The sequence below is a fragment of the Kitasatospora sp. NPDC001095 genome (assembly GCF_053598615.1).
This window is the reverse complement of the sequence record NZ_JBSFKQ010000058.1, coordinates 1-18,389: the sequence shown is the minus strand read 5'-3', so window position 1 is coordinate 18,389 and position 18,389 is coordinate 1. Positions and strand designations below refer to the sequence as shown.

General features: G+C 73.0%; 18 protein-coding genes and 2 pseudogenes. 13 read left to right on the top strand and 7 right to left on the bottom strand.

Annotation, left to right across the window (positions count from 1 at the left end):
- Positions 1–16 precede the first annotated feature (16 nt).
- Positions 17–1,540: an MFS transporter gene (locus ACWDBB_RS31570; RefSeq protein WP_449792826.1), complete on the bottom strand. Its 1,524-nt coding sequence runs from the start codon at positions 1,538–1,540 to the stop codon at positions 17–19.
- Positions 1,541–1,767: 227 nt separating this feature from the next.
- Between ACWDBB_RS31570 and ACWDBB_RS31565 the strand changes: the two genes are divergently transcribed.
- Together ACWDBB_RS31565 and ACWDBB_RS31560 are read left to right on the top strand one after the other, a co-directional pair.
- Positions 1,768–2,286: a MarR family winged helix-turn-helix transcriptional regulator gene (locus ACWDBB_RS31565; RefSeq protein WP_449792825.1), complete on the top strand. Its 519-nt coding sequence runs from the start codon at positions 1,768–1,770 to the stop codon at positions 2,284–2,286.
- A gap of 43 nt (positions 2,287–2,329) precedes the next feature.
- A complete protein-coding gene (locus ACWDBB_RS31560; protein WP_449792824.1) occupies positions 2,330–2,839 on the top strand; it encodes a GNAT family N-acetyltransferase in 510 nt (169 codons plus the stop codon).
- A gap of 70 nt (positions 2,840–2,909) precedes the next feature.
- Here ACWDBB_RS31560 and ACWDBB_RS31555 read toward each other — a convergent pair whose 3' ends face one another.
- Together ACWDBB_RS31555 and ACWDBB_RS31550 are read right to left on the bottom strand one after the other, a co-directional pair.
- Positions 2,910–3,419 carry a methylated-DNA--[protein]-cysteine S-methyltransferase gene (locus ACWDBB_RS31555; protein WP_449792823.1) on the bottom strand — a complete coding sequence of 170 codons (510 nt, stop codon included), beginning with the start codon at positions 3,417–3,419 and terminating at the stop codon, positions 2,910–2,912.
- Positions 3,416–5,071 carry a DNA-3-methyladenine glycosylase 2 family protein gene (locus ACWDBB_RS31550; protein ID WP_449792822.1) on the bottom strand — a complete coding sequence of 552 codons (1,656 nt, stop codon included), beginning with the start codon at positions 5,069–5,071 and terminating at the stop codon, positions 3,416–3,418. The genes ACWDBB_RS31555 and ACWDBB_RS31550 overlap by 4 nt, the downstream gene beginning before the upstream one ends.
- Before the next feature lie 334 nt (positions 5,072–5,405).
- On the opposite strand from ACWDBB_RS31550, the gene ACWDBB_RS31545 reads away from it, so the two are divergent.
- A complete protein-coding gene (locus tag ACWDBB_RS31545; protein WP_392869073.1) occupies positions 5,406–5,864 on the top strand; it encodes an ASCH domain-containing protein in 459 nt (152 codons plus the stop codon).
- A gap of 63 nt (positions 5,865–5,927) precedes the next feature.
- Here ACWDBB_RS31545 and rsgA read toward each other — a convergent pair whose 3' ends face one another.
- Positions 5,928–6,992 (bottom strand): ribosome small subunit-dependent GTPase A, encoded by a 1,065-nt coding sequence (gene rsgA, locus ACWDBB_RS31540; RefSeq protein ID WP_449792821.1) that lies wholly within the window; start codon positions 6,990–6,992, stop codon positions 5,928–5,930.
- Positions 6,993–7,234: 242 nt separating this feature from the next.
- Here rsgA and ACWDBB_RS31535 point away from each other — a divergent pair, with 242 nt between their 5' ends.
- The 3 genes from ACWDBB_RS31535 to ACWDBB_RS31525 all read left to right on the top strand — a co-directional run bounded on the left by ACWDBB_RS31535 (position 7,235) and on the right by ACWDBB_RS31525 (position 9,143).
- Positions 7,235–7,780, top strand: coding sequence for a DUF6879 family protein (locus ACWDBB_RS31535; protein WP_449792846.1), 546 nt, complete (start codon positions 7,235–7,237; stop codon positions 7,778–7,780).
- A 294-nt stretch (positions 7,781–8,074) separates the two neighbouring features.
- Entirely contained in the window at positions 8,075–8,917 is an 843-nt protein-coding gene (locus ACWDBB_RS31530; protein WP_449792820.1) for a hypothetical protein, read from the top strand.
- Positions 8,877–9,143 (top strand): helix-turn-helix domain-containing protein, encoded by a 267-nt coding sequence (locus tag ACWDBB_RS31525; RefSeq protein WP_449792819.1) that lies wholly within the window; start codon positions 8,877–8,879, stop codon positions 9,141–9,143. Before ACWDBB_RS31530 ends, ACWDBB_RS31525 begins: the two co-directional genes overlap by 41 nt.
- A 36-nt stretch (positions 9,144–9,179) precedes the next feature.
- Here the strand turns inward: ACWDBB_RS31525 and ACWDBB_RS31520 are convergent.
- Both ACWDBB_RS31520 and ACWDBB_RS31515 read right to left on the bottom strand, forming a co-directional pair.
- A pseudogene (locus ACWDBB_RS31520) lies at positions 9,180–9,485 on the bottom strand (transposase); the annotation flags it as partial.
- Positions 9,486–9,924: 439 nt separating this feature from the next.
- Positions 9,925–11,079 (bottom strand): cytochrome c oxidase assembly protein, encoded by a 1,155-nt coding sequence (locus ACWDBB_RS31515; RefSeq protein ID WP_449792818.1) that lies wholly within the window; start codon positions 11,077–11,079, stop codon positions 9,925–9,927.
- 302 nt (positions 11,080–11,381) lie between these two features.
- Here ACWDBB_RS31515 and ACWDBB_RS31510 point away from each other — a divergent pair, with 302 nt between their 5' ends.
- Entirely contained in the window at positions 11,382–13,058 is a 1,677-nt protein-coding gene (locus tag ACWDBB_RS31510; RefSeq protein WP_449792817.1) for an FtsW/RodA/SpoVE family cell cycle protein, read from the top strand.
- Between the two features lie 70 nt (positions 13,059–13,128).
- On the opposite strand, the gene ACWDBB_RS31505 is transcribed toward ACWDBB_RS31510, so the two are convergent.
- Positions 13,129–14,550, bottom strand: coding sequence for a YihY/virulence factor BrkB family protein (locus ACWDBB_RS31505; RefSeq protein ID WP_449792816.1), 1,422 nt, complete (start codon positions 14,548–14,550; stop codon positions 13,129–13,131).
- A gap of 177 nt (positions 14,551–14,727) precedes the next feature.
- Between ACWDBB_RS31505 and ACWDBB_RS31500 the strand changes: the two genes are divergently transcribed.
- The 6 genes and pseudogenes from ACWDBB_RS31500 to ACWDBB_RS31475 all read left to right on the top strand — a co-directional run.
- Positions 14,728–14,811 carry a putative leader peptide gene (locus ACWDBB_RS31500; RefSeq protein ID WP_318264789.1) on the top strand — a complete coding sequence of 28 codons (84 nt, stop codon included), beginning with the start codon at positions 14,728–14,730 and terminating at the stop codon, positions 14,809–14,811.
- 199 nt (positions 14,812–15,010) lie between these two features.
- Entirely contained in the window at positions 15,011–16,735 is a 1,725-nt protein-coding gene (locus ACWDBB_RS31495; protein WP_449792815.1) for a nitrite/sulfite reductase, read from the top strand.
- The gene (locus ACWDBB_RS31490) at positions 16,732–16,914 is read left to right on the top strand and encodes a hypothetical protein (protein WP_392869085.1); all 183 of its coding nucleotides are present in this window, start codon (positions 16,732–16,734) and stop codon (positions 16,912–16,914) included. The genes ACWDBB_RS31495 and ACWDBB_RS31490 overlap by 4 nt, the downstream gene beginning before the upstream one ends.
- A complete protein-coding gene (locus tag ACWDBB_RS31485) occupies positions 16,895–17,596 on the top strand; it encodes a phosphoadenylyl-sulfate reductase (protein WP_449792814.1) in 702 nt (233 codons plus the stop codon). Before ACWDBB_RS31490 ends, ACWDBB_RS31485 begins: the two co-directional genes overlap by 20 nt.
- Positions 17,597–17,656: 60 nt before the next feature.
- Positions 17,657–18,238 (top strand): adenylyl-sulfate kinase, encoded by a 582-nt coding sequence (gene cysC, locus ACWDBB_RS31480; RefSeq protein WP_449792845.1) that lies wholly within the window; start codon positions 17,657–17,659, stop codon positions 18,236–18,238.
- Positions 18,235–18,389, top strand: a pseudogene (locus ACWDBB_RS31475) (sulfate adenylyltransferase subunit CysD); the annotation flags it as partial. The gene cysC and the pseudogene ACWDBB_RS31475, both read left to right, overlap by 4 nt.

The window sequence follows — 18,389 nt, the reverse complement described above, 5'->3', positions numbered from 1 at the left end:
GCGTGGTCCGCGGGGCTCAGGAGCGGGCGGGCCGGGTGAGCAGCGCGGCGGCGGCCGCGGCGGCGGCGAGGACGAAGAGCACCGTCCGCCCACCGGACTCGGCGCCCGCCAGATGGACACCGAGGACGGAAAGCGCCATGCCGAGCGCCGTGCCGAGGCTGCGGGCCATGTTCACCATGCCGCCGCCGACCGCCGAGCACTGCGCCGGGATCGCCCGCATCACCAGGGCGTTGTTGGCGGGCAGCAACAGGCCCAGCCCGTAGCCGGCGGCCGGCAGCGGGAGCGCCGACACGTCCGAGGCCGGCAGCAGGGCGAACAGCACCAGTCCGCCGGCCGCGAGCAGCGCACCGGCGCGGCACCTGGTCACGTCCGACCAGCCTCGGGGCAGCAGCCCGCCGCCGACCGTCGCGGCGAACGCGAACGCGGCGGGCAGCAGGGTGACCACCAGGCCCGCGCGTGCCGTCGACACCCCCGCGCCGGTGAGCAGCACCGGGCCCAGCACCAGCGGGCAGAACAGCAGCAGGTAGCCGATCAGCGCCACCACCAGACCGGAACGCACACCCGGGGTGTTGAGCAGTCCGGGCGCCAGGATCGGCCGGGCGGCGCGCCGCTCCTGGCGCACCAGGGCCAGGGCCAGCACGGCGGAGACGAGCAGCAGGGCGGCCGCCGCCCAGCCGGGCAGGGGCAGGCCGGAGGCGGTGGACAGGGCGAGCAGCAGTGAAGTGGTCGCCCCGGTGAGCAGCAGCATGCCGGGCAGGTCGAAGCGGGCGGCGGGCTCTCGGGGGTCGCGGGATTCGCCGGCCTTTCGGATCTCCCGGGTCTCCCGGGTCTCCCGGGTCTCCCGGGGATCGGTCCGGCGGGGGCCCGGCACGGTGGTGGGGGCGCCGGTGGGGAGGTGGGCCGGGGCGTCGGCCGTCCGGGTGCGGGGCAGCAGGTACCAGCCCGCCAGGAGGCCGAACACCGCGATCGGCACGTTGACCCAGAACACCCAGCGCCACGAGGCGTGTTCGACCAGCAGCCCGCCGAGGCTCGGCCCGAGCGCCAGGCCGAGGCCCTGGGCGGAGGCCTGGATGCCGAGCGCGCGCCGCATCGCGTGCCCGGGGACGCCGCGCGCGACCAGGGCGACGCTGTTGGCCTGCATCATCGCGGCGCCGACCGCCTGGACGGCGCGGCAGCCGACCAGCACCCAGAGGCTGCCGGCGAATCCGGCGCCGAGGGAGGAGAGGCCGAAGACCGCGAAACCGCCGATGTACATCGTCTTGCGGCCGACCCGGTCGGACAGCCAGCCGATCGGGGCCAGCAGGGCGACCAGGACCAGCAGGTAGGCCAGGGCGACCCACTCGACGGCGGCGAAGCCCGCGTCGAAGTGGCGGCCGAGCGCGGGGAAGACCAGGGCGATGACGCTGGCGTCGAGCTGGCCGAGGAAGGCGCCGAGGCAGACCGTGCCGACGGCGAGCCAGTGGGCGTGGCGCCAGCCGGCTATACCGCGCGGCCGGGGCCGCTCGGTGAGCAGCCGCGAGGCAAGGGCGGTGGCGTTCATAGGCCGAATATATCGGATACAGATATGTTCGTGCTACGAGCAGATCGCTCTGCGACAGGACCCTCCCGCGGTACGGACCGTGTGGTGGGGACTGTGCGGTACGGGCAGTGCCGGACGGCGCCCGGCGGACACCTGCCGAGAAGCCCGCACAGAGCCGCGACCCGGCGCGCGCACGGGACCCGAACCGGCCGCAGAACCGCCCCGCACCAGGCGATACGCTGTCCGCCATGCCGTCGTCACCACACGTTCCCGACCCCGCCACCGGAAGCCCCGACCCGGCGGTCGAGCACGCCCGACAGCTGACCGACACCGTCACCCGGCTGCGCCGCGCGCTGCGCAGCAGCATCCGCACCGACTACCCGTGGGAGTCCCTGCCGATGGCGCAGGTCGAACTCCTCCAGACGCTGGCCGCCGCTCCGCTGCGGGTCGGCGAGCTGGCCGCGCGGCAGCGTCTCGCCCCCAACACCGTCAGCGGGCTGGTCGGGAAGCTGCTCGACGCCGGGTTCGTGGACCGCCAGGCCGACCCCGGCGACCGCCGGACCGCCCGCATCGCCCTCACCCCGGCCGGACGCCGGCAGCTGGACGACTGGCAGCACGCCCACGAGCGCCGGATCGCCGCCGCGCTCGACACCCTCGACCCGACCGACCGCGCGGCGGTCGTCGACGCCCTGCCCGCGCTGGACCAGCTCGCCCGCGCCCTCGCCCAGCCGGGCGCCGGGGCCGAGCAGGCGCCCGCGGCCGGGTGAAAACCGATGGTCGCCGGGACTCGCCCGGCGTTACCGTCCCCGCGTGACCACCGCAGAGGTACGGATCGAACCCTGGGCGGACGGCGACCTCGCGTTGCTGCGCCGGATCAACACGCCGGAGATGAAGAAGCACGTCGGCGGGCCGGAGAGCGAGGAGCAACTGCTCGTACGGCACCGGCGCTACCTGGACTTCGTCCCGTCCGGGCTCGGCTGCATGTACCGGATCGTGCTGCTGCCCGAGGGCGAGGCGGTCGGGTCGGTCGGCTACGGCACCCGGACGTGGGAGGGCCGGACCGTCCACGAGATGGGGTGGAACGTGCTGCCCGGCCATCAGGGCCGGGGCATCGCCGTCGCCGCCACCCGCGCGGCGGTCGCGGCCGCCCGCCGCGAGGCAGCCCACCCGCACCTGCACGCGTTCCCGTCGGTGGACAACCCGGCCTCCAACGCGGTCTGCGCGAAGGCCGGGTTCACTCTGCTCGGCGAGACGAACTTCGAGTTCCCGCCCGGGCGGTTCATGCGCAGCAACAACTGGCGGGTGGAGCTGAGGAGTTGAGCGATCCGGCTGGAATCTCGGGCTGAACGCTCAAGCTGAGTGCTCCGGTTGAGCGCCCGGGCCCCGGTGGTCAGAACAGGGTGCCGCTCTCCAGGTCCAGCAGCCAGCGCTTGCGGTCCACGCCGGCGGCGAAGCCGGTGAGCGCCCCGCCGGCGCCGAGCACCCGGTGGCAGGGGCGGACGACCAGCAGCGGGTTGGCGCCCACCGCGCCGCCGACCGCCCGGACCATGCGCGGCTCCTGCCCCGCCAGCACGGCGAGTTCGCCGTAGGTGACGGTCTTGCCGTACGGGATCTCGTCCAGCGCGGCCCAGATCCTGCGGCGGAACTCGGTGCCCTCGGGCGCGAGCGGGAGGTCGAAGCCCATGCGCTTGCCGGCGAAGTAGTCGGTCAGCTGGGCCACCGGCTCGGCGAGCGCCTCCGGGTCGAGCACCCAGTCGTCGGCGGGCTCGGCCAGCGCGTACTTCTGGCCGGGCGCGGTGACGGTGGCCAGCGCGGCCGGGCCGCCGTCCTCCGGCAGCACCCCGCTGAGCAGCAGCCGACCGAAGGGGCTCTCCATGGTGGTGTAGACGGTGGTGCTCATGCTCGTTCGTTCTCCGTTCCGGTGCTGGTGGCGCTGATGCCGGTGGCGCTGGTGCTGATGCTGATGCCGCTGCTCGCGGCGGCGGTGCCGGCGGGAGCGGTGCCGGCGGGGCCCGTGCCGGCGGGACCGGCCCACAGCCGGTGGACGGCGTAGGACCGCCACGGCGCCCAGGCCTCGGCGGCGCGGGCGGCGGACTTCGGGTCCCCGGCGGCGCCGAGGCGGAGCAGGCCGTGCTTGACGCCCACGTCGCTCGGGAGGAAGACGTCCGGGTCGGCCAGGGCCCGCATCCGCAGGTAGCCGACCGTCCAGGGGCCGATGCCGGGCAGAGACAGCAGACCGGCCGCGGCATCCTCCCGGTCGACCCCGCTGTCGAGCCGGACCACGCCCTCGGCCAGCGCGGCGCACAGGCCGGTGAGCGCGCGGCGGCGGGCGGCGGGCATCGCGAAGTCCTCGGGGTCGGCGGTGGCCAGGGCCGCCGCGGTCGGGAAGAGCAGGCGCAGACCGCCGCTGGGCTCGGGCAGCGGGGTGCCGTACTTCTCGGCGAGCCGCCCCGCCAGGGTACGGGCGGCGACGACGCTGATCTGCTGGCCGAGGACGGCGCGGACGGCGAGCTCGTGCGGGTCCACGTGGCCGGGCGAGCGCAGACCGGGGCGCTCGCGGACCAGCGGGCCGAGCAGCGGGTCCGCGCCGAGCTGCTCGTCGACCGCGAGCGGGTCGGCGTCCAGGTCGAAGAGGATGCGCAGGCGCTGGACGGCGGTCGGCAGGTCGCGCAGGTCGGCCAGCAGCAGGCGGCAGTCGAGCCAGCCGCGGGTGGGCGGCTCGCCCGGCGCCAGGCCCTCGACCTCGGCGATGCCGTGGCCGTACGGGAGCGCGAGGGTGCGGCGGTACACGCGCACGCCGGGGCGCGCGCCGGGGACGACCTCCTCCACGCCGGGGACGGCGCGCAGGGCGAGGAAGTCGATCAGGTGCTCGCTGTCGAGCGCACCGCGGTAGGCGAGGCGCAGGGTGAGGCCGCCGGCCGGGGTCGCGCCGCGGCGGCCGGCGGCGACCTCGGCGCGCAGGCCGCTGGGGGTGCGGTCGTAGACCTCGCGCACGGTGTCGTTGAACTGGCGGACGGAAGCGAAGCCGGCCGCGAACGCGACGTCGGTGACGGGCAGTTCGGTGGTCTGGAGTAGGAGGCGGGCGGTCTGCGCGCGGCGGGCTCGGGCCAGCGCGATGGGGCCGGCACCAAGCTCGGCGGTCAGCTGGCGCTGCACCTGGCGGGCGCTGTAGCCGAGGCGGCCGGCCAGGCCGTCGACGCCCTCGCGGTCCACCACGCCGTCGCCGATCAGACGCATCGCACGGCCGACCAGGTCGGCGCGGTGGTTCCACTCGGGCGAGCCCGGCACGGAGTCGGGGCGGCAGCGCCGGCAGGCGCGGAATCCTGCGCCCTGGGCGGCCGCGGCACTGGGGTAGAAGACACAGTTGACGCGCTTGGGAGTCACGGCGGGGCAGCTCGGACGGCAGTAGATGCCGGTGGTGGTGACCGCCGTGAAGAAGACCCCGTCGAAGCGGGAGTCACGGCTGTCCACGGCTCGGTACCGGATGTCGTCGTCGATCACGCTGTCCAGTTTGCGGCACTGGGTGGGGGGTGACTGGCGGAAATCGGACATTGCCGTTGATCGCCACTTCGGGGGCCCTCCCCCTCCCCCACCCCACCCCTCCCGCCCCGCCACCCGCCACCCGCCACCCGCCACCCGCCACCCGCCACCCGCCACCCGCCACCCGCCACCCGCCACCCGCCACCCGATGGGGCCATAACCCACGGCCCACGGCCATGGCCCCACGACTCACGGCCCACAGCCCCACAGCCCCATAGCCCACGAGCCCACCACCACCGGCTCCCGGCCCACTGGACCCACCAGCCACCGGCTCCCAGCCGGCGGCCTCGGCCGCCGGGCCCGAAATTCGCGAGCCCATAGGCCGTCCCGCCGCTACCCTCGCGCCATGAGTGAGCAGCAGTCCTACACCGGTCCGGACGACCCGCGCGTCGTCGCCCTGCCTCCGGCCGAGTTCGCGTTCCCCGGCCCGCTGCGGGACCAGCTGGTCGCCGCGATCCTCGACGGCGCCAAGACCAGCACCACCGGCCTGGTCGCCGACTACGAGCACGAGGGCGAACCCCTGCCGCTGCCCGGTGAGTGCGCCGCGGTCCTCGACTCGGACGGCCGCAGGGTCGCCGTGATCGAGACCACGGACGTCCGAGTGGTCCCGCTCGCGGAGGTCGACCTCCAGCACGCCCTGGACGAGGGCGAGGGATGCACCAGCGTGGCCGAGTGGCGCGCGGCCCACGAGGAGTTCTGGAGCAGCCCGGAGCTGCTCGACGCCCTCGACGACCCGGAGTTCACCGTGGACGACACCACTCCTGTGGTCCTGCAGCGCTTCCGGCTGACGGCCGACCTCCGCTGAGCCGGGCGGGCCCGGCGGAGGCCGGCCGGCGGCCGTTGCGCGGCGGCCGGCCCGCGCCGGGGGTCAGCGCTTCACCGAACCTCCCGCGGCTCGCATCGACTTGCTGATCGTCTTCCACTTCTTCAGCCTCGTCTTGGCCACCCGGGCGTCCGAGCGCGAGGCGATCCACTCGTTCTCGCGCTGGAGCTTGAGGTAGCTGTCCATCCGGCGCTGCGGCAGGGTGCCGTCGGCCAGCGCCGCCTGCACCGCGCAGCCGGGCTCGGTGTGGTGGCCGCAGTCGTGGAAGCGGCACTCCTCGGCCAGCTCGGCTATGTCGGCGAAGGCCAGGTCCACGCCCTCGCCACCGTAGAGGCCGACCTCGCGCAGCCCGGGGGTGTCGATCAGCACGCCGCCGCCGGGCAGCGGGATCAGCTCGCGGGTGGTCGTGGTGTGGCGGCCCTTCTGGTCGACCGCGCGGGCCTCCTGGACCGTCATCACGTCGATGCCGACGAGCGCGTTGGTGAGCGTGGACTTGCCGACGCCGGACTGGCCGATCACCGCGGTGGTGCCGGGGGTGCAGGCGCGGAGCACGTCCATGCCCTCGCCGGTTTCGGCGCTCACCACGATCACCGTGACTCCGGGGGCGACCGCCTCGACGTCGGACCGGATGAAGTCGGCGTCGTCGACGAGGTCGGCCTTGGTGAGGACGACCAGCGGGTCGGCGCCGGACTCCCAGGCCAGGGCGAGGAAGCGCTCGATCCGCCCGAGGTCGGGGTCGGTGGCGAGCGAGGAGGCGATCAGCACGGTGTCGACGTTGGCGGCCAGCACCTGGCCGTCGGAGCGCTTGCCGGCCACCTTGCGGATGATCGCGGTGGAGCGCGGCATCAGAGCGGCGACGGAGGCCATCGGCTGGGCGTGCAGGTCGACCGCCGCCCAGTCGCCCGTGCACGGGCAGTTGATCATGTCGGCGTCGCCCACCGGCCGGGTGTCGAACCGGACGGTGCGCAACTCACCCGTCTCCGGGTCGGCGATGACGGCGTCGCACTGGCCGCGGTCGACCCGGACGATCCGGGCCGGGAGCAGCCCGGCCTCGCCGAACGGAGTGAACAGCTCCGCGAGCTCGGGCGTCCAGCCGTAGCCGGCCAGCACGGAGGCGTCAGCGGAGGACGACGGCGACGAGGAAGAGAGAGAAGAGAACGACGGAACGGAGGCAGCGTTGAACAACGCAGTGGCCCTTCGGGAGGAGATGGTCCCGGCGGGCTACGGCTGGCGTGAAGGGCTCAGCCGGCGGCCGGGGAAAGGAGGTGAACGCGAGTGCTGCCCTGGGCAGCTATCGGGGCGACAACGACCACTGGGGTTCACCTCCTGCTCTCTACTCCTCGGGCGGCCCAATGGCCCCCGAACCGGATGTGTCACACGCTAGCGGGGCGGGGGATTTCGGCCAACCTATTTTTGACCTGCGGGGTGGACCGCCGGTTTGGGGGCGTCCATCCAGTCCATCGTGCCCTCCCGCTCGCGCAAACGTCCGCAAACTCGTAGTGGTCGGGCCGTTGCATGCTGCAAGCTCGGTCCAACTACCTCATCCGGGGGGAAGGTGCTGGACGAGGAGCGTCGGGCGCAGCTCAAGCTGCCCGGCCACGGAACTCCTCACTCAGTGCCAGGAGTCAGCGCTGCATCTTGAGATGCGCAACGGGTACATGCGGGACGACCCCATGTTCCTCGCCTGGCAGGCCGGCCACCGTGACGACCCTGCGGACCGTGCGTCGTGGTGGCGCCCGTGGCTGGAGTTGATCCGCCGGACCGTTGACCGCGGTGTCGCTGTCCGCCGGGCCCGGATCGTCTCCGAGCCGGTGAGCGAGTACATCCGCTTCGAGCACGACATCACCTTGAGTCCAAGTGCTCGCGCGAGCAATCGTCCAGAGTTGTGGTCTGGGTGACGTGCGACCAGGCAACGGCGGCCGGCTTTGTGACCGATTCGTAGGCGGTGTAGAGGGCCAGTCGGCTGCCGGGCGACGGTTGCGACAGGCGACCGCCATGCCGATGGATCGTGCGGCCTGCCAGGTGGCTCCTCTGGCTGGTCACGCGCGGGCACCACGGGCCCTGCGCGTCCGGGTGCGAACGAGCCGGTCCGAGATACGCGTACGGACCCATCTGTTGCGGTTATCGATAAACGATATTATCGTTTATCGATGTAGCCGGGCTTCCGCCACGGCTCGACATCGGAGGGAACCGTGAGCACAACCGACCGCCAGCCCACCCCTGGCAGCGAAAACACGTCAGCAGACAAGGAGGCCACGGCCAAGGACGCCCTCGGCGGCCTGGCGATTCTGGTCCTCCTCGGCGCAGTGGCTGTCGGCCTTCACTTCCTGAGGGACAGGCTCGGAGATCTGGTCGACGGGGGCTCAGTGATCGTCCCGGTGGCGTTGTGTCTTGCCGCGCTCGGCAACACACTCGCCAAGCGGACGCGCAGAGAGGCGTCCGGACTGTTCCGCATGCTGCTGGGCGCGGCCATCGCCGCCTCCGCGGTCGGCGCCGCGGTCGCGCTCGTCACGGGCAGCACTCTCCGCCGTTTCGTGACGGACCGAACCTTCGGTCTCGTCGAGGTACGGGCCAAGGTCAGTGAGAGCGCGATCGAACGGGCCGTACCCGGCCTCAACGGGCAGACCGCGGACATCACAGGCGGTGACGTGCTGGTGCGACTGTCGGATCCCGGCCTCGCCGAGTATGTGGCCGGCCGGCTGGCCATCGCCGGTCCACTGCTCGTCGTTCTCGCGGTCACCATCCCGCTGTACGCGCTCGCCCGTGCGATGAAGGCGGGCGACCCGTTCCATGCCCGGATTCCCCGCCGCCTGCGCCAGGCGGGCGTGATCGCCGCATTCGGCGGAACAGCCGTACAGTTCCTTACCTATGGGTGCCACATTTTCCTGGTCGGCGAGGCTCGGAGCGGCGCGGATCTGACAGTCCCGCTGGAGATCTCGTTCATGCCACTGCTGGGAGGTCTCGTGCTCTTCGCGCTGGCCGAAGCGTTCGACCATGGCAGCAAGCTCCGCGACGATGTGGAAGGGCTGGTCTGATATGGGTTCCGGCCAGGACGAGCCGCACCGCATCGAGGTGCACCTTGACGCCGTGCTGGCCGAGCGCGGGATGACCCTCACCGAGCTGGCCGAGCGTGTGGGCATCACCATCGCCAACCTGTCGATCCTGAAGAACGGCCGAGCCAAGGCGGTTCGCTTCTCTACCCTGGCGGCCATTTGCGAGGTGCTGGACTGTCAGCCTGGAGATCTGCTCAGTTACCGTTGAGCAGTTGTCAAGATTTGCACTACGGGTGACTGATGGTCAGGCGACGGCGGCCTCGGGGCACTCGACGAGGTGACCGTTCTCGAACCGCGCGCCGGCGCGCACGAGGGCCACGAGGTGGGGTGCGGTGACCGCGCGCCAGCGGGCCTGCGACGACCCTGCCAGCTTGAACACCATTGCCGGCGCCGCGGCCGGACTCCCCGCGCCGCGGGTGACCTTCGTTCGAAGCTTCACAGTTGAAAAGGTTGATTCAATGGGGTTTGTCGTGCGCAGGTGGACCCAATGCTCCGCGGGGAAGTCATAGAAAGCCAGGAGTTCGTCGACGTCGTCGGCAATCTTCGCGATGTCGACGGTGCGCACGCTGCGATCGGGCTGCCGGGCCCGGCCCCGGTACGCATCTTCACCCCCCAGGCCCTCGGCAGCGACGGCGGGAAGCTCCCCAAGTCCCTGCTTCGTGAGGCTGGCCCCGGTAGCGATAACCCCTCGGGCTGGCTCCTTGATCCCCTCTCCTGGCCCGGGACGCACTCCGACTACGTGGATGCGCTCGCCGCCGGAACCGCCCTGTCCGCATCCTCGGCACCGGCATCACCGACCCGTGGGGCAAAGCACCTGAGACCTTCGCCCGCGCCGTCGTCCAGATCCAGGAGGCAACGGCCCTCTTCTACACCCCGTGACCGGTGCTCCCTCCCCCTCCAGCCCCGCTTCGGCGGGGCTTTTCCCTCTATGTGCGGAAACGTGGCGAGGGGGTGCCGGGGAGGACTCAGCGGGCCAAAATTGGCCCGCCCTATCCTCTTCCGTACCGGTGCTTGAGGTTCGGGTCGTCCAGCCACCACGGCCGCATCCCCGTCTCCTCTTCCTCCGGCTGCCCCGCCGCCCGTGCCCGCGCGGCCGCCGCCGCGAAGCGGGCGTCCAGTTCGGCGTCCACCGCCTCGGTCTCCTCCCGCCCCTGCACGACCATCCGCCGCACCAGCGCGGCCAGGAACGGCAGCCCGACCAGGTCCCCCAGCACCCAGAACGCGTTGCCGCCCCAGGTCTGGTCCTGTGCCAGGCTCGGCCCCCACGGCCGCCCGAGCGCCACGTAGTGGTGCTCGGCGACCAGGTGCCCGCCGTAGATCAGCACGATCCCGAGTCCCGCGTCGAAGATCACCTCGGCGAAGGTGATGAACAGCCCGACCAGGTGCGGGTACTCGTGCCCGACCGGGTCGATCTGCAGGCGCGGCCAGAAGTACGCGAGGCCCAGCAGCACCAGCGCCAGGTGCAGCACCGTGTTCCCGAGCCCGCTGGACACCGACCACTCGTACCAGGGCGTGAAGTAGAGCAGCCACGGCGGCGCCATCAGCAGCGCCGTGGAGACCGCCGGGAACATCAGCACCTTGGACGGGCGGCTGCGCAGCGCCCGCAGGAGGCGTTCCCGCCGGGTCGCCGGCGCCGACTCGACCAGCAGCGAGACCGGCGCGCCGAGCGCGAGCAGCAGCGGGACGACCATGAGCAGCAGGACGACCTGCACGGCCCGGTCGGTGAAGAGGATCCGGTCGTACACGCCGAGGCCGGAGCAGGTGCACCAGATCCACAGCAGCAGCCCGCCGAGGAACGCCGCGGTACGGGTGGGCTGCCAGCGCCCGCCACCGGCCCCGGTCCCCGGCCGCCCGCCACCGCGCCGCGCACCGCCGTCCCGGTCCCCGCCGCCCCCCGCGACCGCCTCCCCGGCCGCCCGTTCCCCGGCCGCCCGGCCGACCCTGCGCACCGCCGCCAGGTACCAGACGGCGAGCAGCACCGACAGCGTGAGCACCAGCGGCTCCACCGTCCAGGACGTCGCCAGGTCGGACCACCGCCACGGCGGCGGCCCGCTGTAGGCGAGCACCGAAGCGGGGCCGCCCACCGGGCCGCCCGCCAGGCCACCCGCCAGGCCGCTCGCCGCGCCGTCCACCACTGCGTCCATCCGCCCGCTCACCTCGCTCGTCCCGGCGGCCCCGCCCGGTCGGCAACCCCGGGTCGGCCGCCCCGGCACCGGGGCACCCCGGCGCCCGGCCATGATGTCCGTGCGCGGCCGCCCCGCCGCATCCGGGGCCCGCCTCTATACCCGGGCCTGAACAAGGCTTTACCCGGCCCCAACAAAGCTTTGCCCAGGCAAAGTTCTGTCCTCCTGCCGCTTCTTCCGGCAACCGCGGCGAAGACACAAACGTCTGGCAGGATGCGCCGTCGGCGAGACCCGCCACGTGCTCGACAAGGGGATGACAAGAGGTGCGAACGACTGCACGCGGCGACGGCCGCCGCCTCGCGGCGCGCCACCGCAACATCGAACTGGGCCTGCTGACCCTCGCGGTGGCCGTCTGCCTGGCGGGACACATCGACGCCGACCTGGCGCTCACCGGCCGGATGCCGCCCGGGCTGCTGGTGCACGGCCTGTCGCTGGGCGCGCTGGCCGGGGTGGCCCATCTGGCGGTGCGCAGGTTCGCCCCGTACGCCGATCCGCTGATCCTGCCGCTGGGCGTCTTCCTGACCGGTTTCGGGCTGGTGCTGCTGGACCGGCTGGACTTCAGTTACAAGGCCGCGCACGCCGCGAAGGGCGACTACCAGAAGATCCCGGCCGCGCCGTCCCAGCTGATGTGGGTGTTCGTCTCGGTGGCGGTGGCGCTCGCGCTGATCGTCCTCGTCAAGCACCACCGTTTCTTCCAGCGTTACGTCTACCTGCTGATGGCGGGTGCGCTGGTCCTGCTGGCCGCGCCGGTGCTCTCCCCGGGCGACAGCTTCGGCGCCAAGCGCTGGATCCGGCTGTTCGGACTCTCCTTCGAGCCGGACGAGTTCGTGAAGGTCGCGATCACGATCTTCTTCGCGGGGTACCTGATGGCCTCCCGGGACGCGCTGGCGCTGGCCGGGCGGAAGCTCTGGGGGCTGACCCTGCCGCGCGGACGGCACGCCGGCCCGGTGCTGGCGATCTGGGTGGTCAGCCTGCTGGTGCTGATCTTCGAACGCGACCTGGGCACCTCGCTGATCTTCTTCGGCGTCTTCATCGTGATGCTGTACGTCGCGACCGAGCGCACCAGCTGGGTGGTGCTCGGCCTGCTGATGGCGGTCGGCGGCGCGGCGGTGGTCGGCACCGTGGAGCCGCACGTGCACGGCCGCGTCGAGGCCTGGCTGCACCCGCTCGACTACTACAAGCCGGTGCACGACCAGGCGATCTCCGAGCAGCCCGCCGAGGCGCTGTTCAGCCTGGGCACCGGACACCTGACCGGGACCGGTCTGGGCTCGGGGCGGCCCTGGCTGATCGGCTTCGCCGGGCGCAGCGACTTCATCTTCACCACCATCGGCGAGGAGCTGGGCCTGGCCGGGGTGACCGCGGTGCTGCTGGTCTACGTGCTGCTGATCCAGCGCGGTCTGCGCACCGCGATCGGCCTGACCGACCCGTTCGGCAAGCTGCTGGCGACCGGCCTGTCGGCGGCGCTGGCGCTCCAGGTGTTCGTGGTGGTCGGCGGGGTGAGCGGGCTGGTGCCGCTGACCGGCAAGGCGCTGCCGTTCCTGGCCGCCGGCGGTTCGTCGCTGCTGGCGAACTGGCTGATGCTGGCGCTGCTGATCAAGCTGAGCGACTCCTCCGGTCGCACCGCGCTGGACCCGCACCGGCCCTCCCCGGAGCCGCTCCCGACCCAGCCCCAGGGCCGTACGGCGGAGGCGCTCGCGACCGACCCGTCACCCTACGACCCGTACGACCCGTCAGCCCAGAACCCGCCCGCCCAGAACCGGTCAGCCCCGACCCTGCCCGCCCAGAACCCGCCGGCCCAGAACCCGCCGGCCCAGGACCCCACGGACCCGGCGGCCCCGACCGGTCCGGTCCCCGCCGCCTACACCCCCGCCGCCCCGGCCGAGCCGCACCCCCGCCACGGCCTCCCGCCGGACCGGGCCTCCCCCCGGTCGGCCACCTGACCCACCGACGCGACAGGGCCTCCCCCGCACCCGCGGGAGAGGCCCTGCCCGTCTCCTGTCGTCCGCCCGCCTACCGCTGTTCCCACGGCGGCCGGGGCGGCCGCGGCGGGAACCCCGGCACCGGCCCCGGCTGCGAACCCGCCGCACCAGGCGCTCCCGGCTGCCCGCCCGGTTGCGAACCCCCCGCACCGGGCGCTCCCGGCTGCCCGCCCGGCTGCGGCCCCGGCACACCTCCCGGCGGCGGCCCCGCCGGCCGGTCGCTGTCCGGCGGCGGCGGTCCGGGCCGGTGGTGCGGCCCGCCGCGGGCGGTGAGCCGCCCGCGCACGTTGTCCGCGGCCAGCACGTCGGCCCACCGCTCGGGGTACTCGGAGGGCGCGTCGACGTCGTCGCCCTCGTCCTCGCCCCACTCCTCCTCGACGCCCTCGGCGAGCCCGAGTTCGCGGGCGCGCCGGGCCCGTTCGACGGCCCGCCGGGCGGCGACCTCGCGGACCACGGCGGCGGCCGCCTCCTCGTGGGCGCGCTCGTTCTCGGCGCGCGCGTCGGCGGTCTCCAGGGTGGGCCAGCGGCGGTCTATCGCGGCGTTCATCGCGGCGCCGATGAGCACCGCGAGCGCCACCACGAAGATCCACAGCAGGACGGCCACCGGCGCCGCCAGCGAGCCGTACACCGACGGGCCCTCGCCCGAGCGGCCCTCGATCGAGCTGACCAGGTAGACCCGCAGGCCGACGCTGCAGAAGACCAGCACCACCAAGGCGACCAGGGCGCCGGGGATGTCCTCGCGCCACGGGGTCGAGACCGGGACGGCCAGGTGGTAGAGGGTGGTCAGCGAGACGATCAGCAGCACGATCGCGACCGGCCAGTAGAGGGCGCCGACCAGCCCGGCCACCCCCGGCACGGCGTTCTCCACCAGCCCGGGCCCGGCCATCAGCAGCGGCAGCACCAGCGAGCCGATCACCAGGGCGCCGAAGTAGAGGCCGAGCGACATCAGCCGGGTCTTGACGATGCCCCGCTTGCCGTCGAGCCCGTACATGACGGTGATGGTGTCGATGAAGATGTAGAGGGCTCTGGAGCCGGACCACAGGGACAGCAGGAAGCCGATCGAGACGAGGTCGGGCCGGGCGGTGTCGAACACCTGGTTGAGCAGCGGGACCACGACGTCGTTGACGGAGGAGTCCGACAGCACCGTGCCGGAGGCCGAGACGATGTCGTGCTTGAGCCGCTCGATGGTCTCCGCGCCGAGGAACTGGTCGAGGTAGCCGAGGGTGCCGGCCAGGCCGAGCAGCAGCGGTGGGATCGACAGCAGGGTGAAGAAGGCCGCCTCCGCGGCGAGCCCGGTGACCCGGTACTCAACGCAGGTGTTGGTGGTGTCCTTCACCAGGTCCCACGCCGTGCGGTACCAGGTGGCCTGTTTGGCCGCGCGCCGGGAGCCCTTGCCCCGGCGTCGGGAGGGCCGCTCGGCGTTCGGTCTGCTCGTATCGCCTGCTGCTTGCACAGGGCCAACCGTATCGGGCCGGGGCCGCGCGGTTGATCTCCCCGGGGCGGGGACGTGTGGCCGGGCGTCCGGGCGGGGAGCGGCGGGAACATCCGGGTGTCCCACATGACGGAACATCAGCGTCCATTATTCGGATGTTAGTGGACCGCGAGTCCCGCGCCGTGCGAATCTCTTGCCATGTCTAGCGCCGGAACCACCTTGGTAGGTCGACTCCACGTCGATCTCCTTCGCGTGTCCAGCGCCATCTGTCCGGTGACCTGAGCCCAACGCCGCCCGCACCACCGCACCCGGCGTCGACCCTCTCCGCCATCCCCGCCGCAGCGGATGCGCAGGAGCCCGCCCGGTCCCGGTCACTGCCCTCAAGGCCTTGAGAAATCCGCAGGTCAGAGCAGCACCGCACGGCCGAGCACGCCCCGCGACCCATTCGGCGCCAGCGCCACCTGCCCCGAAGGACTTCACCATGGCCACCTCCCCCGAGACCGTCGAGCCCACGGCCGACCGCGCCGCCGAGCGCCGCCCCGCAGCGGCCCGCAAGGTGACCCGCCACCGCGGCGAGGGCCAGTGGGGCATGGGCCACCACACCCCCCTGAACGCCAACGAGCAGTTCAAGAAGGATGACGACGGTCTCAATGTGCGGACACGCATTGAGACGATCTACGCGCACCGGGGCTTCGACTCGATCGACCCCGCCGACCTGCGCGGCCGGATGCGCTGGTGGGGGCTCTACACCCAGCGCAAGGAGGGCATCGACGGCGGCAAGACCGCGATCCTGGAACCGCACGAGCTGGATGCCGAGTTCTTCATGCTCCGGGTGCGCATCGACGGCGGCCGGCTGACCGTCCCCCAGCTGCGGGCGATCGCCGAGGTCTCCGAGGAGTACGCCCGCGGCACCGCCGACCTGACCGACCGCCAGAACATCCAGTACCACTGGATCCGGATCGAGGACGTCCCGGCGATCTGGCGGAAGCTGGAGGCCGTCGGCCTGTCCACCACCGAGGCCTGCGGTGACACCCCGCGCGTCATCCTCGGCTCCCCGGTGGCCGGCATCGCCGAGGACGAGATCATCGACGGCACGCCCGCGATCGAGGAGATCCAGCGCCGCTTCATCGGCAACCCGGACTTCTCCAACCTGCCGCGCAAGTTCAAGAGCGCCGTCTCCGGCTCCCCGCTGCTGGACGTCGCGCACGAGATCAACGACGTCTCCTTCGTCGGCGTGGTCCACCCCGAGCACGGGCCCGGCTTCGACCTGTGGGTCGGCGGCGGCCTGTCCACCAACCCCAAGCTGGGCGTGCGGCTGGGCGCGTGGGTCCCGCTGGACGAGGTGCCCGACGTCTACGGCGGCGTCATCGGCATCTTCCGCGACTACGGCTACCGGCGCCTGCGCAACCGCGCCCGGCTGAAGTTCCTGGTCGCCGACTGGGGCGTGGAGCGCTTCCGCCGGGTGCTGGAGGAGGAGTACCTCGGGCGCCCGCTGCTCGACGGCCCCGCCCCCGCCGAGCCCGCCGCCCGCTGGCGCGACCACGTCGGCGTCCACCGGCAGCGGGACGGCCGGTTCTACGTCGGCTTCGCGCCGCGCGTCGGCCGGGTCGACGGCAAACTGCTCGGCCGGATCGCCGACCTCGCCGCCGCCCACGGCAGCGACCGGGTGCGCACCACCGCCGAGCAGAAGATGCTCATCCTCGACATCGCCGAGGAGCACGTCGAGGCCGTGGTGGCCGGCCTGGAGGCGCTCGACCTGCGGGTCACCCCCTCGCCGTTCCGCCGCGGCACCATGGCCTGCACCGGCATCGAGTACTGCAAGCTCGCCATCGTCGAGACCAAGGAGCGCGGCCGCACGCTCATCGACGAGCTGGAGCAGCGCCTGCCGGACTTCGCCGAGCCGCTGACCATCAACATCAACGGCTGCCCGAACGCCTGCGCCCGCATCCAGGTCGCCGACATCGGCCTCAAGGGCCAGCTGGTCACCGACGAACACGGCAACCAGGTCGAGGGCTACCAGGTGCACCTCGGCGGCGCGCTCGGCCTGGAGGCCGGCTTCGGCCGCAAGGTCCGCGGCCTCAAGGTCACCAGCGCGGGCCTGCCCGACTACGTCGAACGGGTACTGACCCGCTACCAGGCCGACCGCACCGAGGGCGAGCGCTTCGCCCAGTGGGCGGCCCGGGCGACCGAGGAGCAGCTGTCGTGAGTGAACGAGCGGCCCCTTTCTTCTGCCCGTACTGCGGGGACGAGGACCTGCGCCCCTCCGAGGCCGGGCACGGCGCCTGGGAGTGCCACGGCTGCCGCCGCGCCTTCCAGTTGAAGTTCCTCGGCCTGCTGGCACCGACCGACCACGGGGGTACGTCACATGAGCAGCACCGTTCCTGACCACGCGTCGGTCGCGGAGCGGGCCGGCCGCGAGCTGGAGGAGGCGAGCGCGCAGGAGGTCCTCCGGTGGGCCGCGGACACCTTCGGCCCGCGGTTCTGCGTCACCTCCTCGATGGAGGACGCGGTCGTCGCCCACCTGGCGTCCTCGGTGTTCCCCGGGGTGGACGTGGTGTTCCTGGACACCGGCTACCACTTCCCGGAGACCATCGGGACGCGGGACGCGGTGGCCGCGACGATGCCGGTCAACGTCATCACGCTCACCCCGCTGAAGACGGTGGCCGAGCAGGACGCCGAGCTGGGGCCGCACCTGCACGACCGCGACCCGGACCTGTGCTGCGCGCTGCGCAAGGTCGAGCCGCTCGACCGGGGCCTGGCCGGCTACGACGCCTGGGCGACCGGGCTGCGCCGCGACGAGTCGCCGACCCGGGCGAACACCCCGGTGGTGTCCTGGGACCCGAAGCGCCGCAAGGTCAAGATCGCGCCGATCGCCCGCTGGACCCAGGAGGACGTGGACGCCTACGTCGCCGCCAACGGCGTGCTGCTCAACCCGCTGCTGTGGGAGGGTTACACCTCGATCGGCTGCTCCCCGCTGTCCTGCACCCGCAAGCCCGGCGAGGGCGAGGACGCCCGGGCCGGCCGCTGGTCCGGCTCCGGCAAGACCGAGTGCGGCATCCACCTCTGACGAACCCGCCGGACGAACCGTCAACCACTGCGTAAGGAAGAACCCGTGACAGCTCACACCCTGGCCGCCGACGGAGCCGCAGAGGCGGCCCCTACGGCCGCACCCTGCGAGCGCGGCGCCACCGTGTGGCTGACCGGGCTGCCCAGCGCGGGCAAGACCACCCTCGCGTTCGCCCTCGCCGAGCGGCTGCGGACCGAGGGGCACCGGGTGGAGGTCCTGGACGGCGACGAGATCCGCGAGTTCCTCTCCAAGGGCCTGGGCTTCTCCCGCGAGGACCGCCACACCAACGTCACCCGGATCGGCTTCGTCGCCGAGAAGCTGGCGGCGAACGGCGTCAAGGTGCTGGCCCCGGTGATCGCCCCGTTCGCGGACTCCCGCGCCGCGGTGCGCGAGCGCCACGCCGCGAACGGCACCGAGTTCCTGGAGGTGCACGTCGCCACCCCCGTCGAGCTGTGCGCCGAACGCGACGTCAAGGGCCTGTACGCGAAGCAGGCCGCCGGGGAGATCTCCGGCCTCACCGGGGTGGACGACCCGTACGAGGCGCCGCGGGACCCCGAGCTGCGCCTGCAGACCCGGGGCCGCGAGGTGGCCGAGTCCGCCGCCGAGCTGTACGTCTTCCTGACCGAGAGGGGCCTGGCATGACCACCGCGACGGACAGCCCGGTCCGGACCGACGACACCCCGTTCGCGCTGTCCCACCTGGACGCGCTGGAGGCCGAGTCGGTGCACGTCTTCCGCGAGGTCGCGGGGGAGTTCGAGCGCCCGGTGATCCTCTTCTCCGGCGGCAAGGACTC

Coding starts and splice junctions, on each gene's coding strand:
- ACWDBB_RS31525 (WP_449792819.1), top strand. CDS start 8,877: ATGGCAGCAAGCTCCGCGACGATGTGGAAGGGCTGGTCTGATATGGGT.
- ACWDBB_RS31565 (WP_449792825.1), top strand. CDS start 1,768: ATGCCGTCGTCACCACACGTTCCCGACCCCGCCACCGGAAGCCCCGAC.
- ACWDBB_RS31500 (WP_318264789.1), top strand. CDS start 14,728: ATGTCTAGCGCCGGAACCACCTTGGTAGGTCGACTCCACGTCGATCTC.
- ACWDBB_RS31535 (WP_449792846.1), top strand. CDS start 7,235: ATGGCCCCCGAACCGGATGTGTCACACGCTAGCGGGGCGGGGGATTTC.
- ACWDBB_RS31570 (WP_449792826.1), bottom strand. CDS start 1,540: ATGAACGCCACCGCCCTTGCCTCGCGGCTGCTCACCGAGCGGCCCCGG.
- ACWDBB_RS31515 (WP_449792818.1), bottom strand. CDS start 11,079: ATGGACGCAGTGGTGGACGGCGCGGCGAGCGGCCTGGCGGGTGGCCTG.
- ACWDBB_RS31495 (WP_449792815.1), top strand. CDS start 15,011: ATGGCCACCTCCCCCGAGACCGTCGAGCCCACGGCCGACCGCGCCGCC.
- ACWDBB_RS31485 (WP_449792814.1), top strand. CDS start 16,895: ATGAGCAGCACCGTTCCTGACCACGCGTCGGTCGCGGAGCGGGCCGGC.
- ACWDBB_RS31545 (WP_392869073.1), top strand. CDS start 5,406: ATGAGTGAGCAGCAGTCCTACACCGGTCCGGACGACCCGCGCGTCGTC.
- ACWDBB_RS31555 (WP_449792823.1), bottom strand. CDS start 3,419: ATGAGCACCACCGTCTACACCACCATGGAGAGCCCCTTCGGTCGGCTG.
- ACWDBB_RS31550 (WP_449792822.1), bottom strand. CDS start 5,071: ATGTCCGATTTCCGCCAGTCACCCCCCACCCAGTGCCGCAAACTGGAC.